The following is a 17,217-nucleotide window of genomic DNA, read 5'->3' on the forward strand; positions in this document are numbered from 1 at the left end:
TATTTTATTATAAAATTAGTAAATATATTGATTATTGTTACATTTTTACAAGAGCCGTTAATGTTTACGTTAAATTCGAAAAAAAAATGCAAATTTGCACTTCAATAATTAAACACATGCCAACAATTTCAAACAAAGGCAGAAACATGCCCGAATCACCGATACGTAAACTTGCTCCTTATGCAGATATTGCAAAACAAAAAGGACATAAAGTGTATCATTTAAACATTGGTCAACCGGATATCAAGACACCCGAAGTGGCCATCGAGGCGGTAAAAAATATTGATTTAACTCTTATAGAATACAGTCCGTCTGCCGGATATGAAAGTTATAGAAAAAAATTAGCTAAATTTTACCAACGTCAAAATGTAAATGTTAACCCAGAAGACATCATTGTAACAACTGGTGGTTCTGAAGCTTTACTTTTTGCACTGGCCACAATTACAGATCCAGGAGATGAAATCATCATTCCGGAACCGTTTTACGCTAATTATCATGCATTTGCATCATCAACCAGCGCAACAGTAGTGCCTGTAATTTCGACAATCGAAACTGGATTTGCTTTGCCAAGTATTGAAGATGTCGAAAAACTAATTACTTCTAAAACAAAAGCTATTTTAATTTGTAATCCGGGAAATCCAACCGGATATTTATATTCTGAAACTGAAATTAAGCAATTAGCGAGTTTAATTAAAAAACACGATTTGTATTTAATTGCAGATGAGGTTTATCGTGAGTTTTTGTACGATGGCGATGATGAGCATTTTTCTGTAATGAATTTAGAAGATGTAGACCAAAACGTTATTATGGTCGATTCAGTTTCAAAACGTTACAGTATGTGTGGCGCGAGAATTGGCTGTTTGGTTACTAAAAACAAAATGGTTCTTGCAACTGTAATGAAATTTGCCCAGGCACGTTTAAGCCCGCCAACTATTGAGCAAATTGCTTGTGAAGCCGCTATAGATACACCTCAAAGTTATTTTGACGAAGTTATTGCAGAATACAAAAGCCGTCGTGATACTTTGATTACCGAATTAAATAAAATTGAAGGCGTAATTGTAACCAAACCAAAAGGTGCTTTTTACTGCATTGCTCAATTGCCAATTGACAATTCAGAAGATTTTGCACAATGGCTTTTAGAAAGTTACAATCTAAACGGCGAAACCGTTATGGTCGCTCCCGCAGCCGGATTTTACTCTACTCCGGGAATGGGATTAAATCAGGTGCGTATTGCTTATGTTTTAAATAAAAAAGATTTAGTTACCGCTGTAAATATTTTGAAAGAAGCGCTATTGGTTTACAACAAATAGAAAATAACAACTAAACACATCAACAACCATTAAAAAGACAATAACTTAACTGTTATTGTCTTTTGTATTTAAAAAAAATACAGGTTTTGCTTTAATTAAATTATATCCAAAAATGGATGATTAAATAGTAAAAACGATAGAAAATGTTTCCTTTTTATTAATTATCTTTACCGCCTTAAAAAGATATACCCATTATAATAGTAGTTTTTAATGACAAATAACGAAGATTTTTTAGACGAAATAGGAGACAATCATTTTAGTAGTAATGCGAAAAACCCTGTGAGACAGGATGCTTTTGATTTAACTGATGATGAAAAAATAGAAAAAATAAAAAAAGATGTTGAAAACATTCTACAGACTCTTGGAATGGATTTGACAGATGACAGCATAAAAGGTACTCCAAACCGAGTAGCAAAAATGTTTGTAAAGGAGATTTTTGGTGGTTTAAATCCTGCAAAACAGCCAAAAGCTTCTACTTTTGATAATAATTACAAATATGGCGAAATGCTTGTAGAAAAAAACATCACTGTTTATTCTACTTGCGAACACCATTTACTGCCAATTATTGGTAGAGCTCACGTTGCTTATATTTCAAGCGGAAGAGTTATTGGTTTATCTAAAATGAATCGAATTGTAGAATATTACGCAAAAAGACCTCAGGTTCAGGAGCGTTTAACGATGCAGATTGTTCAGGAATTACAAAAAGCTTTAGGAACTGAAGATGTTGCCTGCGTTATCGATGCAAAACACCTTTGTGTAAACTCAAGAGGAATTAAGGACATCGAAAGCAGTACCGTAACTTCTGAATTTGGTGGGAAATTTAAAGATCCTCAAACTAAAAGAGAGTTTTTAGATTATATTAAATTAGAGACTCAGTTCTAAAAAAGTTTATTGTTTTTAGTTTATAGTTTGTTGTTATGGGGAAAATACAGAAATTTGAAGATCTGGAAATTTGGAGATTAGCTCGACTAATATGTCAACAGATTGAATTTCTCATACAAAACACAAATTTAAAGACAAATTATTCTTTGAAAGATCAAATCGATAGGAGTTCAGGATCTATAATGGATAATATTGCCGAAGGATTTGAACGAAATGGCAATAGAGAATTCATTCAATTCCTGAGTATTGCAAAAGGTTCAGCTGGCGAAGTAAAATCACAATCATACAGAGCTTTTGATAAAAAATTGATTTCTGAACAACAACATTTACAATTGAACGAAACGGTTGAATTAGTAAAAAACAAAATTGGAGCAATGATGAATTATTTAAACAATTGCGAAATCAAAGGTCTAAAATTCAAATAACATTTCAACGAACAAAAAACAACAAACCAAAAACAATAAACATTTAAATAATGCCATTATATACAACACAGCCTCTAAAAATATACAATTCACTTTCGGGTGAAAAAGAAAATTTCAATCCAATTCATGAAGGAAATGTTGGAATGTATGTTTGCGGACCTACAGTTTACAGCAATGTACACTTAGGAAATGTGAGAACATTTATGTCGTTTGACGTTATTTTCCGATATTTTTTACATCTGGATTATAAAGTGCGTTATGTTCGAAACATTACTGATGTTGGCCATATTGTAGATGATGTTGATGAAGGCGAAGATAAAATTGCAAAAAAAGCACGATTAGAGCAACTTGAACCAATGGAAGTTGTGCAACGCTACACGGTAGATTTTCATGATATTTTGAAATCATTTAATTTTTTACCACCAAGTATTGAGCCAACAGCAACCGGGCATATTATTGAACAAATCGAAATCATCAAAAAAATTATTGATACCGGAATTGGCTATGAAGCCAACGGATCTGTTTATTTTGATGTTGTAAAATATAACGAAACCAACAATTACGGCGTTTTAAGCGGTCGAAATATCGAAGACATGCTGGCCAATACCCGTGATCTTGATGGTCAGTCAGACAAAAGAAACCCACAGGATTTTGCACTTTGGAAAAAGGCAGAACCAGAACACATCATGAGATGGCCTTCGCCGTGGAGTGATGGTTTTCCGGGCTGGCATCTTGAATGTACTGCAATGAGTACAAAATACTTAGGTAATCATTTTGACATTCACGGAGGTGGAATGGATTTAAAATTTCCTCACCACGAATGTGAAATTGCTCAAAACGAAGCTTGTACAGGTCAATCGCCGGTAAATTACTGGATGCATGCCAATATGCTTACCTTAAATGGTAAAAAAATGGCAAAATCAACCGGAAATAATATTTTACCAGGTGAAATATTAAGTGGGGACAACAATATTTTAAGCAAAGCTTTTTCAGCTTCTGTAACACGTTTTTTCATGTTGCAGGCGCATTACAGAAGTATACTGGATTTTTCTGATGATGCTATTGTTGCTGCAGAAAAAGGATATAAAAGATTGATGGAAGCGGTTGATGCATTGACAGATATTAATGCAGGCGCAACAAGCTCTATAGATATTGCATCATGGAAACAATTGTGCTACGATGCAATGAACGATGATTTTAATACGCCTATTTTAATTGCACAATTATTTGAGGCAGTTCGTTATGTCAATTTACTTAAAGAAGGAAAAGAAACCATTTCTACTGAAGATTTAAAAACATTTTCAACAGCAATGAATGCTTTTGTTTTTGATGTTTTAGGTTTAAGTGACGATAAAGCTGCTGACAGTAATAATGATAAATTAGAAGGCGTTGTAAATATGCTGATCGGAATGAGAAATCAGGCCAGAGCCGATAAAAACTTCGCACTTTCAGATCAAATTCGTGATCAGTTGATTGCTTTGGGCATTCAGTTGAAAGACGGAAAAGAAGGAACCAGTTTTTCAATATAACAAACTCAATTTCTAATAAATCATGAAAGTAATTACTCCATTTGTTTTATTAGTACGTTTTTACCAAACTGCAATTTCGCCTTTTACACCGGCAAGCTGCAGATTTGAACCAACCTGTTCCAGCTATATGATTCAGGCTTTACAAACACACGGATTATTTTATGGAGGATATCTGGGAATGAAACGCATTTTGAGCTGTCATCCGTGGGGAAGAACAGGTTACGATCCGGTTCCGGAAAAGAAATGCTCGCATAAACATTAACTTTAAATAAAGATTTACTCTGTTTTAAAGTTTTATTTTTACAATACAAAAAACAATATAATTATATGACACAAGCTTTAAATATCATTTGGAATCCTTCAGAAGGAATCGATTTAGGATTTTTTATGATTCGTTATTACAGTTTAATGTTCGTAATCGCCTTTGGATTAGGATGGTTTTTAATGAAGAAAATTTTCGAACGCGAAAATGAACCTTTAGACAAATTAGATTCTCTTTTTGTATGGACGGTTTTAGCTACTTTAATTGGCGCACGTTTAGGTCATGTTTTATTTTATGATTGGGAATATTTTAGAAATCATTTACTTGAGATATTTTTACCCTTTAAATTTGAACCGAAATTTGAATTCACAGGATTTCAGGGATTAGCAAGTCATGGTGCTGCAATTGCTATTATTATTGCCATGTATTATTACAGCAAAATGATCTTAAAACGCCCGTTATTATGGATTTTAGACCGCGTCGTAATTCCGGTAGCAAGTGGAGCAATATTTGTTCGTTTAGGAAATTTTTTCAATTCTGAAATTATCGGACATGAAACTACTTCTTCATTTGGAATTCGTTTTTTACATGATCAATTTAGCAAATCAGAAGCAGTAAATGCAACTCAAATTGCAAACCCTAAAGATGCTTACACGGCAATTGCAACAGATCCTAAATTTGCTGATTTATTAGCACAGGTTCCGGCAAAACACCCAACACAATTGTATGAAGGGTTTTGCTATATTTTTGTATTTGCCATTTTATATTTCTTATACTGGAAAACAAATGCAAGACTTAAATCTGGTTTATTATTCGGTTTATTTCTAGTTTTATTATTCGTAGTACGATTTATAGTTGAATTTGTAAAAGAAAGCCAGGGCGGAATTGAAGCCGAATTAGGTTATTTCTCTACAGGACAATGGTTAAGTATACCTTTTATCATTATTGGTCTTTTCTTTGTTATTAGAGCACAAAGAAATCCTTTAGCAGCTTCTTAAAACTCAGCTCCAAAATATAAAATGCCCGATAAGTAATTTATCGGGCATTTTTTTTATAATGAATATGAAATCCCAACTTCTATATTCTTAGTATTGTATCCGGCGTTTGCTGAGCCTAAACCAGCATTCGAAACATGCCTTACACTTGGACGCAAATCGAACTGAAGTTTATTTACTTTGAACGAAAAACCGACCGCAATAACATCCGCGAAAGCGAAACCATCAGACATTCTTTCGGTCTCTGTATCCGTAATCATCGGACCAATACTTCCCAAAATATAAAAAGAACACTTTTTACCAATTGATTTTCTGGCTAAGAAACCAATGTTTAAAACATATTCGTGAACCTCTTTTAACTGCGTATACTTTTCTCTTTTTTCAATATAATCCGGTTCTTCCGGCTTTACAAAATAAAAATTCAACAATTGATGTTTCCCAAAATTGACTTCCGGCTGAACTAAAACTTCATATTGAAAATGTTTTGTTTCCTTCAATTTATAATACAATTGCAGTTTATAAAAATGATTGGTAAAAGTGTAATCTTTATTATTGAATTCGCTTCCGAAACCATAATTAAAACCAATGGCAAGCTTAGATTTTACATCTTGTGCCGACATCTTTATTGCAAAGAAAAACACCAAAATATAGAGTAGTTTTTTATTCATACACGTGTTTTAAAACTATTTAAATATAGCACAAAAAAAAAGATCCGGCTTTCACCGGATCTTTTTAATATAATATAAGCAAATAATTATGCTTTGTTGTGCTTGTCTTCGATTGTATGTTTATCATCTTTAGAAATCGTGTCAACCAATACTGGTGTTGCGATAAATAATGAAGAATAAGTTCCTACAACAATACCAACCAACATAGCGAAGATAAACCCTCTGATAGATTCTCCACCAAAGATAAACATCGTTAATAATACAATGATCATCATTAATGATGTATTCAACGTTCTTGATAATGTAGTGTTAATAGAAGCATTTACGATATCTTCAAAAGATCCTTTACGGTTTCCAATAATGAACTCTCTAATTCTGTCAAATACAATTACAGTATCGTTCATTGAGTAACCAATAACGGTAAGAATCGCAGCGATAAAGTGCTGATCCATTTCCATGTGGAAAGGCATGAATTTATAACATAAAGAGTAAATTCCTAATACGAAGATAACGTCGTGCGCTACAGCTGCAATCGCACCTAATGAATATTGCCATTTACGGAAAGATACCATTAAGTATAAGAAAATTGCTGCCATTGCACCAAGAACCGCCCAGTAAGAGTTCGTTTTAATATCTTCAGAGATAGAAGCTCCAACTTTAGACTGTTGCAATACACCTACTTTTTTACCATCAAATGAGTTGATAAATTTATCATAAGTAGTATTTGGGTAATATTTTGCTAATGCTTTAAATAATATTTGATTCACCTCTTCATCAACTGCTACTCCATCTTCTTTGATTTTGTATTTTGTTGTGATTTTTAACTGATCGTCATCACCTAAAATTTTAGCTTCAACAGGAGTTCCGAAAGCAGCAGATAATTCATCTGAAACTACAGTTGCGTCAACCGGTTTTTCAAATTTAACCTGGAATGTTCTTCCTCCAACAAAATCAACACCTTCATCTAATCCGTTAACGAAGAAGATAGAAGTTAAACTTACTACAACTACAATAGAAGAGAAAATGTATGTGAATTTTTTAATTTTGATAAAATCAAAGTGGAAATTAGTAAACCAATTTTTAGTAATGTTTGTAGAGAAAGTTAAATCTCCTTTTCCTGCAATATTTCTATCGATGAAAATTCTTGCGATAAAAATTGACGTAAACATTGAAGTTACGATACCAATTAATAAAGTTAAAGCGAAACCTTTAATTGGTCCTGTACCAAAGATGAAAAGAATAGCTCCGGTTAAAACGTGCGTAACGTTTGCATCAATGATAGAACGCATTGCACCATGCCATCCGTAAGATGCTGCTACAGCTTCTGCCAACGATTTACCTTCACGTAATTCCTCTTTTGCTCTTTCAAATATAATAATGTTGGCATCTACCGCAGTACCTAATGTTAATACGATACCTGCAATACCTGGTAATGTAAGTACAAAACCAAAACTTGCCATAATTCCAAACAAGAAAAGTAAGTTTAATAATAACGCTAAGTTAGCATACCAACCTGCTTTACCATAATAGAATACCATCCATAAACAAACTAATAAAAATCCTAATACAGATGAGATTGTACCTGCATCAATTGCAGCCTGACCTAAAGATGGTCCTACAACAGTTGATTGAATAATATCTGCAGAAGCCGGTAATTTACCTGCGTTTAATACGTTTGCTAAATCTTTAGTTTCAGCAACATCAAAAGAACCTGTAATTTCTGATCTTCCTCCTGCGATTGGACCACTTGTAACTCCAGGAGCAGAATAAACGATGTTATCTAAAACAATAGCGATGTAACTTTTTTGAGAAAAAGCTCTTCCTGTTAATTCTTCCCAAACTTTAGCTCCCTGACTGTTCATTTGCATAGAAACAGCTGGTTTACCCATTTGGTCAAATGTATCTTTTGCATCAGTAACAAGACCACCGTTCATAGCTGGTACATTGTCTCTGTTTCCTTTTAAAGCGTATAATTCTACAACTTCAACATCTTTTTGTTTTGCATCTTTAATTGTAGTTGGTTTACTCCAAACAAATTTTGCATAATGTTGGTCAGCGCCCAATAAAATTCTGATGTCAGCTCTTTTGAAATATTCATTTACAACAGCTGTATCTTTTGGAGCGAAGTAACCTAAAACTGGTCCTCCACCTTGTCCTAAAATTTTATCAAATAATGGATTGTTTCCTTTTTTAGCTTCAGTAGAATCTTTAGTATCAGTTAATAAAGCATTCAATGAATCTTTAGCAACTGTTTTAGTCTCTTTAGTTTTAACCTCTGTCTTTTTTAAAGCTTCGTTTGCAGCTACTAAAAAGTTTCCGATTTCTTCTATTTTATAAGTTTCCCAAAACTCTAACTGAGCTTTTCCACCTAATAATTTTTTAATTCTATCAACATCTTTAGCACCTGGAAGCTCTACTAAGATTCTTCCTGTAGCACCCAATTTTTGAATATTTGGCTGTGTTACACCAAATTTGTCGATACGCTCTCTTAATACTTTGTAAGCACTTTCGATAGACTCATCAACTTTTTTTCTAATTACTTTTTGTGCTTGTGCATCCGTCATTTCGAAAGCAATCCCGCCTTCTCCCTGTAAGTTTCTGTTAGCAAAAATTTCTGGAGAAGCTAATTTTGTAGTACCATTTGAATTTGCATCAAAAGCTTCAAAAAATTTATCCAAATAACTTTTATTTCCTTCTAAATTTGCAGTTGCGTCAGCTAATGATTTATTAAAAACCGGATTTTTAGAATTGTTTGCTAATCCTTTTAAAACATCTTTAATAGAAATTTGAAGAATAACGTTGATTCCTCCTTCTAAGTCAAGACCTTTGTTGATTTGCTTATTTTTTACTTCGTTATAAGTAAAATCAGTAAATCCAAGATTCAACACTTTTTCTTTTCCAATAGAATCTAAATATTTTAGCTCTTTGTCAGGATTATCTCCTGCAATAGCTTTAGCTTCACTTTTGACATTACTTGCCACGTAAGTGAACGAAAGTTGGTAAATACTTACCAATGCAAATAGAATTGCGAAAAATTTAATAAGTCCTTTATTCTGCATTATTACTAAAAATTAATTATGTTTTATTGTTTGTTTTTGTTTTAAAGTACCATAAAATAAGCCCTGACATCATTTTTATAAAACTAAAAAACTAAATCACGAATTACCACATTTTTTTTAAATCGAGCAAATATATAATTAACGGAAAGATTAACCAATTTATTTATTAATTAATCTTAAAAAAAAGACTGCAAAAGTGCAGTCTTCTTCTTTTTTTACGGAAATATTTATACTAAAATCGATTTTAGAGCATCATTCATTCCCCTAACTGCATCTGCACTTTTAGCGAATAAAGCCTTCTCCTGCTCGTTTAAATTGATATCTAAAATTTCTTCTACTCCATTTTTACCTATTATACAAGGCACTCCTATGCATATATCATTTTGTCCGTACTCGCCTTCTACGAAAACAGAACAAGCAATCATTTTCTTTTGATCATTCAAAATACTGTCTACTAAGTAAGCTACCGAAGCTCCCGGAGCATACCAGGCCGATGTTCCTAAAAGACCTGTAAGCGTTGCTCCGCCAACCATTGTGTCTGCAGCAACTTTTTGAAGCACTTCCTCTGAAAGAAATTCTGTTACCGGAATTCCGTTATAAGAAGCCAAACGCGTTAACGGAATCATAGTTGTATCACCATGTCCTCCAATTACCATTGCAGAGATATCATTTGCAGGTTTATTCAGAGCCAAAGATAAATAAGTTCTGAAACGAGAACTGTCTAACGCTCCACCCATACCAATAATTCTATTTTTTGGTAACCCTGTAGATTTTAATGCTAAATAGGTCATCGTATCCATAGGATTTGAAACCACAACTATTATTGTATTTGGAGAATGTTTTAGTACATTTTCGGCAACTGTTTTTACAATTCCGGCATTGATACCAATTAATTCTTCACGAGTCATTCCTGGTTTTCTCGGAATTCCAGATGTAATAACCACTACATCACTTCCGGCAGTTTTAGAATAATCGTTGGTTACACCAGATACTTTGGTATTAAAACCTGTATTTGTGGCACATTGCATAATATCCAACGCTTTCCCTTCGGCAAAACCTTCTTTAATATCCAACAACACTACTTCGCTTGCAATTCCTCTATAAGAAATAACATCAGCACATGTAGCTCCAACATTTCCTGCTCCTACAATGGTAACTTTCATATTTTATACTTTATCGGTTATTAATTTGTTTGTTTATTGTATAAACTAACAATTCGTTTAATTGTTTAGTAAATTTAAACAATTAAACGAATTCTGTAGTGTTAAAATTTATTAGGCATCGATGTTTGCGTAAACAGCATTTTTCTCGATAAATTCTCTACGTGGTGGTACTTCATCTCCCATCAACATGGAGAAAACTCTATCGGCTTCTGCCAAACTATCAATTGTTACCTGACGTAAAGTTCTGAAGCTCGGATCCATTGTAGTTTCCCATAATTGCTCTGCGTTCATCTCTCCAAGACCTTTATAACGTTGAATAGCAGCACTTCCTCCCATTCTTTCATTCGCCTGATCACGTTGAACATCATTCCATGCGTATTCTTTTTTGTTTCCTTTTTTAACTAAGTATAAAGGTGGTGCTGCGATATAAACGTGACCTTCTTCGATCAATTCTTTCATGAAACGGAAGAAGAACGTTAATATTAAGGTAGAAATGTGACTACCATCGACATCGGCATCACACATGATGATTACTTTATGATATCTTAGTTTTTCAAGATTTAAGGCTTTACTGTCTTCTGCAGTACCAACGGTAACTCCAAGAGCAGTAAATATGTTACGAATCTCTTCGTTTTCGAATACTTTATGGTGCATCGCTTTCTCCACATTCAAAATCTTACCACGTAATGGTAAAATCGCCTGAAAGTTACGATCACGACCTTGTTTTGCTGTTCCACCAGCCGAATCTCCCTCGACAAGGTAAACTTCACATCTTGCAGGATCCTGCTCAGAACAATCTGAAAGTTTTCCTGGCAATCCGCCACCGCCCATAACGGTTTTACGCTGTACCATTTCACGTGCTTTTTTTGCAGCGTGACGTGCCTGAGCAGCCAAGATTACTTTTTGGATAATGATACGCGCATCATTTGGATTTTCTTCCAAATAATTCTCTAACATTTCTCCAACTGCCTGAGAAACCGGAGAAACTACTTCTCTGTTTCCAAGTTTTGTTTTTGTCTGACCTTCGAATTGTGGTTCTTGTACTTTTACCGAAATAATAGCTGTTAATCCTTCACGGAAGTCATCTCCCGCAATTTCGAATTTCAATTTATCCAACATTCCGGATGCATCTGCATATTTTTTAAGGGTTCTTGTTAAACCACTTCTAAAACCTTGTAAATGCGTTCCTCCTTCGTGTGTGTTGATATTATTTACGTAAGAAAAAATATTCTCTGTATAACTTGTATTGTAAATCAATGCAACTTCAACAGGAATTTCACCTTTTTCGTGATCCATGCTGATAACATGAGAGATAATTGGCTCACGGTTACCATCTAAATAACGAATATATTCTTTTAGACCTTCGTCTGAATGAAAAACTTCAACTTTAAATTCGCCTTTATCATCTACTTCTCTTTTATCTGTAAATGTGATTGTAATTCCTTTGTTTAAGAAAGAAAGCTCACGCATACGAGCTGAAAGTGTATCATATGAAAACTCTGTAGTTTGAGTAAAGATCGTATCATCAGGATAAAAAGTCTGACGTGTACCTCTTTTATCTGTTTCTCCAATTTGTTTAACCGGATACATTGCTTTACCTCTTTCGTATTCCTGCTCGTAGATTTTACCATCTCTAAAAACAGTAGATTTCATATGAACAGAAAGGGCATTTACTACAGAAACCCCAACACCGTGTAAACCTCCGGAAACCTTATAAGAATCTTTATCGAATTTACCTCCGGCACCAATTTTAGTCATTACTACCTCAAGTGCCGAAACACCTTCTTTTTTATGTAAATCAACTGGAATACCACGACCGTTATCTTCAACTGTTACCGAACCGTCTTCATTTATTGCAACACCAATGGTATCACAATGTCCGCCCATCGCCTCATCAATAGAGTTATCAACAACCTCATAAACCAAATGATGCAGACCTCGAACTCCCACATCTCCAATATACATCGATGGACGCATTCTTACGTGCTCCATTCCTTCTAATGCCTGAATACTATCTGCTGAATAATTGTTCTTCTTGATTTCTTCGCTCATATAATTTATTCTAAAAAAATGTAATTAGTGTCTAACACGCAAATATATAAAAACGCAAATTATATATCCGTTAAATTCCCATTTAAAGCACGTAAGTTATTAACACAATTGTCTGAAAAACCAAAAAATAAGCCTAAAAGTTAGTTTAAATTCCAAACTTCTTAAAATCCAAATTCCAAAAAAGGAATAACTCAATAAAATGCAATTTTTAAAGTTCAAAATTATGTCTAAATCCGATAAAGAATTCCAAATTCCAAGCGATAGAAACAAAAAAAATCCGAGTCTGATTTTAAATATCATCTCGGATTTTACATTTAGATTCCAATTGGAATTTGGAATTTATTTTTTGGAATTTTAAATCGTAATTCCTGATTTTGAAATTTCAACATCCGCTTTAACGTGAGCCGCATTTGCTCTTCCGCTTGGATCAAGATTTTCCTGCCATTTCGGAATCCATTTTCTAACAGTTTGTGCCGCACTAATCTGTGGGTAAAATTTATGGAAAATAGAACGGTATAAATAAGCTTCTTTTGTTGTTGGCGAATTGTATGGAAATTCTGCAGCAGCGCCTTCTAATTGCGCATCTGTAACCTGAGTGGCACAATATTCGATCAATTCATCAATCCAGCTATATCCTACTCCATCAGAAAACTGCTCTTTTTGACGCCATAAAATTTCTGCTGGCAAATACGGATTTTCAGGTGTATCAAATGCTTTTCTTAAAATGTATTTTTCGATACCATCATACGTTTTAGGCTGTTTTTCTTCGGGCTTAATTCGAATAGTAGCATCCAAAAACTCCTTGTCTAAAAACGGAATTCTGGTTTCGATACCATTTGCCATTGTTGATTTATCAGCACGAAGCAAATCGGCAGTAAATAATTTCTGAACTCTTTCGATAGTTTCTTTCTGAAATTCTTCTGTAGATGGGGCATTTCTAAAATACAAATGTCCACCAAAAATTTCATCAGCTCCTTCACCCGAAAGAATCACTTTTATACCTTTTTCTGAAATTACTTTTGACAACAAAAACATTGGCACACTTGCCCGTACCGAAATAATATCATAAGTCTCAATATTCCAGATTATTTTTTCCAGAATTTCAACACCTTGCTGAACCGTAAAGTGAATTTCATGATGATCTGTACCTAAAAACTCCGCTGCTTGTCTGGCTGCTTTTGCATCTGGCGCATCAGCATTTAAAGCAATAGAAAAAGATTGTAGTTTTTTACCATTTTCTGCTGATAATCTGGAAGCAATTGCAGAAAGCAAAGAAGAATCCAAACCTCCGGAAAGTAATACACCATAAGGCATTTGACTCATCAGACGTTTACGAACAGCCTCTGTAAGGCTTTCTCTGATTAATTGTAAATCCAGATCCTGATTTGCATTTTCATAATCCTCATATTCAGGCTGGTAATATTTTACAAAACCTTTTTTAGGTGTATAATAATGCCCAGGAGGGAAAGTTGAAAATGTTTTGCACTGATCTGCAATTGATTTCATTTCAGAAGCAAAATAAATCCTCCCTCTTTCATCCAGACCGTAATACAATGGTTTTACTCCCATAGGGTCTCTTCCTGCAATATAATCGTCTCCATCAACAATTACAAAAGTCCAGTCACCATCTAATTTATTGCAAAAATCATATCCAAATTCTTCATATAAATGCACAATAACTTCAGAATCTGATTTTGTTCTAAACGTATGCTCTTTCAGAACTCCGTTTTTCAGTTCCTGATAATTATAAATTTCTCCATCATGAATTACCCATGCATCTTTTGTCCCCTGAATTGGCTGTTTCCCCGATTGTAAATCGACAATCGCTAAACTTTCATGACAAATAATACTGCCATTTTTCAGGATTTGAAAATCACTTTCATCAGGCCCACGATGCGACATTCTTTTAGAAAGCTCTCTTACGAGTTGCGGGTCTTTTCCTTTGCCTATAACGGCCAATATTCCAGACATACGATTGTATTTTTTATTCTTTATTTTTTTAAATAGTGGTGCAGGTTTATTTTAGCAAAAAAACTAAATTTAAAATATTCTGTTGGGGAATGTCAAATATAAAAAAGAAAGTTAAATAATTGCTAATAATTATCTTCAAGTAATTGAAATATTACAAATTAACATTTTTAGACAAGAAAAACGTCCTCAGAAACTGAGAACGTTTTTCTAATAACTAAAATATTAAGTAACTAAGTTTATGCTTTTTCGTAAGCATCATCATGCACACTTGCAACCGCTCTACCAGAAGGATCGTTCATGTTTTTGAAAGCTTCATCCCACTCCAATGCAATTTTTGTACTACAAGCCACACTTGCTTCCTGAGGCACGCATAACGCAGCTGCATCACTAGGGAAATGTTCTGCGAAGATTGAACGATAGTAATATTCTTCTTTTGAAGTTGGCGTTTGTAACGGGAATTTATATTTCGCATTTGCCAATTGTTCATCTGAAACTTCTTTAGCTACCACTTCTTTCAAAGTATCAATCCAGCTGTATCCTACTCCGTCAGAAAATTGCTCTTTTTGTCTCCATGCTACACTTTCCGGCAACATGTCTTCAAAAGCTTTACGAACCACCCATTTCTCCATCGGGTGTTCTTTGTTGATCATTTTATCTTGTGGATTGATGCGCATGGCAACATCCATAAATTCTTTATCTAAAAACGGCACACGACCTTCGATTCCCCAAGCTGCCAAACTTTTGTTGGCACGCAAACAATCGTACATATGTAATTTACCTAATTTACGAACGTTTTCTTCGTGAAATTCTCTTGCGTTCGGTGCTTTGTGGAAATATAAATAACCTCCGAACAACTCATCTGCACCTTCACCCGAAAGCACCATTTTAATTCCCATTGATTTAATAACTCTCGCCATTAACCACATTGGTGTTGAAGCTCTTACCGTAGTTACATCATAGGTTTCTAAGTTGTAAATTACATCACGAACCGCATCTAAACCTTCCTGAATTGTAAACTTAATTTCGTGGTGAATTGTTCCGATATGTTTTGCAACGATTTGAGCTGCTGCTAAATCAGGAGAACCATCCAATCCTACCGAAAAAGAGTGCAATTGTGGATACCAGGCATCTGTAGTATCATCAGATTCAATACGTTTTTGTGCAAATTTTTTGGCTACAGCCGAAGTAATAGACGAATCTAAACCTCCTGAAAGTAAAACTCCGTAAGGAACATCACTCATTAATTGTCTGTGAACTGCTGCCTCTAAAGCTTCTTTAATTGCAGGAATACTTGTTTCATTGTCTTTTACTGCATCATATTCTGTCCAGTCTCTTTTATACCATTGCACAAATTCGCCGTCTTTGCTCGTCATATAATGTCCTGGAGGAAACAATTGGATTTTTGTACAATATCCTTCTAAAGCTTTTAATTCAGAAGCTACGTAAAAAGTTCCATGCTGATCCCACCCAATGTATAATGGAATAATTCCCATATGATCACGAGCAATAAAATACTCATCTTTCTCAACATCATAAATTGCAAATCCAAAGATTCCGTTCATTTCATCAATAAAGTGAGGTCCTTTTTCCTGGTAAAGCGCCAAAATAACTTCACAGTCACTTTCAGTCTGAAAGTTATATTTTCCTTCAAATTGTTTGCGTAATTCTCTGTGGTTGTATATTTCACCATTTGCAGCCAAAACCAATTTTTTATCTTCTGTAAATAAAGGCTGTTTTCCCGAAGCCGGATCAACAATCGCTAAACGCTCGTGAGAAAGAATTGCTTTATCATTGCTATAAATCCCGCTCCAGTCTGGTCCACGGTGACGAATGATTTTAGACATTTCTAATACTTGAGGTCTTAAGGTTTCTGCTTTTTGTTTTAGATCAAAGGCACATACGATTCCGCACATAATTATATATTTTTTTATTTGTAAATTTTATTTTGATAGGGCAAAGATGCGGTATTGGTTATAATTGAAAAACACAAATACCTATTTTAGTTATAATTTTAAACCATAAACTTAATTTTACCTATTAAATGTAAAATTTTAGCATAAAAAAACGCCCCGAACTTGAAAATTTTAATTTTGAAGATGAAAGAAGGATAAAATTTACTGTTTTTGATGATTTTTTGAATTATACTTTCGGATGTTTAAGAAACGATGAAAGATTGTTAAGAAAACGAATCACAGTTGTTCTGAAATTATTGTTTACGTTTTTTCATCTGAGAAACGAAGGATAACAAGATTGTGTGCATGCGCACCTTTGTCAAAGTTTAAAACTTTGACAAAGGTCTTATAGAATCTAGTTTATCTACAAAACACTCTCAATAGTATAATGCGTTTTATTAATCTCAAATTGAAACCCAACCTTATTCCCCATTAAATGTGACCCCAAAGGAGATTGCGGAGAAAGTGCAATTACATTTATACCGTCAATTGTAATTTTAGGAAGTGCAACACTCAAATACAAATGAATTCCGTTTGCTTTAACCAAACTTCCGGAAATGATATTCTCAGTTGTTTTTGAAGCGTCAATTTTATCTAAAATCGCTTTTTGTGTTATCGCTTCTTTTAATTTATTGGTTAGTTTTTCCTGTTCGATATGCATCATCGACAAAGCCGTTTCATGCTTATCGCCGGCAGAACCTTTTGCATCGTTTTTAGAATCTTCGGTCAAAGCCGAAATCATGTCCCTAAAAACATCTATTCGGTCCTGAACCATTTGTAAATAATAAGAATGTATTTTTTGTTTAAATGTCATAGTATTTTGCCACAAAGGCGCTAAGTCGCAAAGATCGTAAAAAAAAGTAAGCCACAAATTCACAAATAAGATTAATCTAAATTGGTGAATTCGTGGCTTAAAAATTTTAAAAAAAATCTTCGTGCCTTAGCGCCT

The 17,217-nt window shown here is 34.1% G+C and carries 13 protein-coding genes; 6 read left to right on the plus strand and 7 right to left on the minus strand.

All coding sequences use genetic code 11. From position 1 onward, the window contains the following. The first annotated feature begins 116 nt into the window (after nucleotides 1–116). From RT99_RS19195 to lgt, 6 genes are all read left to right on the plus strand, one after another. A complete protein-coding gene (locus RT99_RS19195) occupies nucleotides 117–1,310 on the plus strand; it encodes a pyridoxal phosphate-dependent aminotransferase (protein WP_042566361.1) in 1,194 nt (397 codons plus the stop codon). 210 nt (nucleotides 1,311–1,520) lie between these two features. Continuing rightward, nucleotides 1,521–2,192: a GTP cyclohydrolase I FolE gene (gene folE / locus RT99_RS19200; RefSeq protein WP_042566362.1), complete on the plus strand. Its 672-nt coding sequence runs from the start codon at nucleotides 1,521–1,523 to the stop codon at nucleotides 2,190–2,192. 35 nt (nucleotides 2,193–2,227) lie between these two features. Further along, nucleotides 2,228–2,617, plus strand: coding sequence for a four helix bundle protein (locus RT99_RS19205; RefSeq protein WP_042566363.1), 390 nt, complete (start codon nucleotides 2,228–2,230; stop codon nucleotides 2,615–2,617). 50 nt (nucleotides 2,618–2,667) lie between these two features. After that, complete coding sequence (gene cysS / locus RT99_RS19210) at nucleotides 2,668–4,146, plus strand: cysteine--tRNA ligase (protein ID WP_042566364.1); 1,479 nt, start codon at nucleotides 2,668–2,670, stop codon at nucleotides 4,144–4,146. Between the two features lie 22 nt (nucleotides 4,147–4,168). Then, nucleotides 4,169–4,408 (plus strand): membrane protein insertion efficiency factor YidD, encoded by a 240-nt coding sequence (gene yidD / locus RT99_RS19215; RefSeq protein ID WP_041519756.1) that lies wholly within the window; start codon nucleotides 4,169–4,171, stop codon nucleotides 4,406–4,408. A gap of 65 nt (nucleotides 4,409–4,473) precedes the next feature. Further along, nucleotides 4,474–5,406, plus strand: a complete 933-nt coding sequence (gene lgt / locus RT99_RS19220) for a prolipoprotein diacylglyceryl transferase (RefSeq protein ID WP_042566365.1) — start codon at nucleotides 4,474–4,476, stop codon at nucleotides 5,404–5,406. 53 nt (nucleotides 5,407–5,459) lie between these two features. On the opposite strand, the gene RT99_RS19225 is transcribed toward lgt, so the two are convergent. The 7 genes from RT99_RS19225 to RT99_RS19255 all read right to left on the minus strand — a co-directional run bounded on the left by RT99_RS19225 (nucleotide 5,460) and on the right by RT99_RS19255 (nucleotide 17,082). Beyond that, entirely contained in the window at nucleotides 5,460–6,071 is a 612-nt protein-coding gene (locus RT99_RS19225) for an acyloxyacyl hydrolase (protein WP_042566366.1), read from the minus strand. 86 nt (nucleotides 6,072–6,157) lie between these two features. Continuing rightward, the gene (secDF, locus tag RT99_RS19230; RefSeq protein ID WP_042566367.1) at nucleotides 6,158–9,130 is read right to left on the minus strand and encodes a protein translocase subunit SecDF; all 2,973 of its coding nucleotides are present in this window, start codon (nucleotides 9,128–9,130) and stop codon (nucleotides 6,158–6,160) included. 227 nt (nucleotides 9,131–9,357) lie between these two features. Continuing rightward, on the minus strand, nucleotides 9,358–10,293 hold the full coding sequence (gene mdh / locus RT99_RS19235; RefSeq protein ID WP_042566368.1) for a malate dehydrogenase: 936 nt from the start codon (nucleotides 10,291–10,293) through the stop codon (nucleotides 9,358–9,360). A 111-nt stretch (nucleotides 10,294–10,404) separates the two neighbouring features. Then, nucleotides 10,405–12,345 carry a DNA topoisomerase (ATP-hydrolyzing) subunit B gene (gyrB, locus tag RT99_RS19240; RefSeq protein ID WP_042566369.1) on the minus strand — a complete coding sequence of 647 codons (1,941 nt, stop codon included), beginning with the start codon at nucleotides 12,343–12,345 and terminating at the stop codon, nucleotides 10,405–10,407. Between the two features lie 354 nt (nucleotides 12,346–12,699). Continuing rightward, nucleotides 12,700–14,316 carry an asparagine synthase B gene (gene asnB / locus RT99_RS19245; RefSeq protein ID WP_042566370.1) on the minus strand — a complete coding sequence of 539 codons (1,617 nt, stop codon included), beginning with the start codon at nucleotides 14,314–14,316 and terminating at the stop codon, nucleotides 12,700–12,702. A gap of 236 nt (nucleotides 14,317–14,552) precedes the next feature. Beyond that, a complete protein-coding gene (gene asnB / locus RT99_RS19250) occupies nucleotides 14,553–16,229 on the minus strand; it encodes an asparagine synthase B (RefSeq protein ID WP_042566371.1) in 1,677 nt (558 codons plus the stop codon). A gap of 403 nt (nucleotides 16,230–16,632) precedes the next feature. After that, entirely contained in the window at nucleotides 16,633–17,082 is a 450-nt protein-coding gene (locus RT99_RS19255; RefSeq protein WP_042566372.1) for a hypothetical protein, read from the minus strand. Between the last annotated feature and the right edge of the window lie 135 nt (nucleotides 17,083–17,217).

This window comes from Flavobacterium sp. MEB061, assembly GCF_000834715.1.
GTDB classification, from domain to species: Bacteria; Bacteroidota; Bacteroidia; order Flavobacteriales; family Flavobacteriaceae; genus Flavobacterium; species Flavobacterium pectinovorum.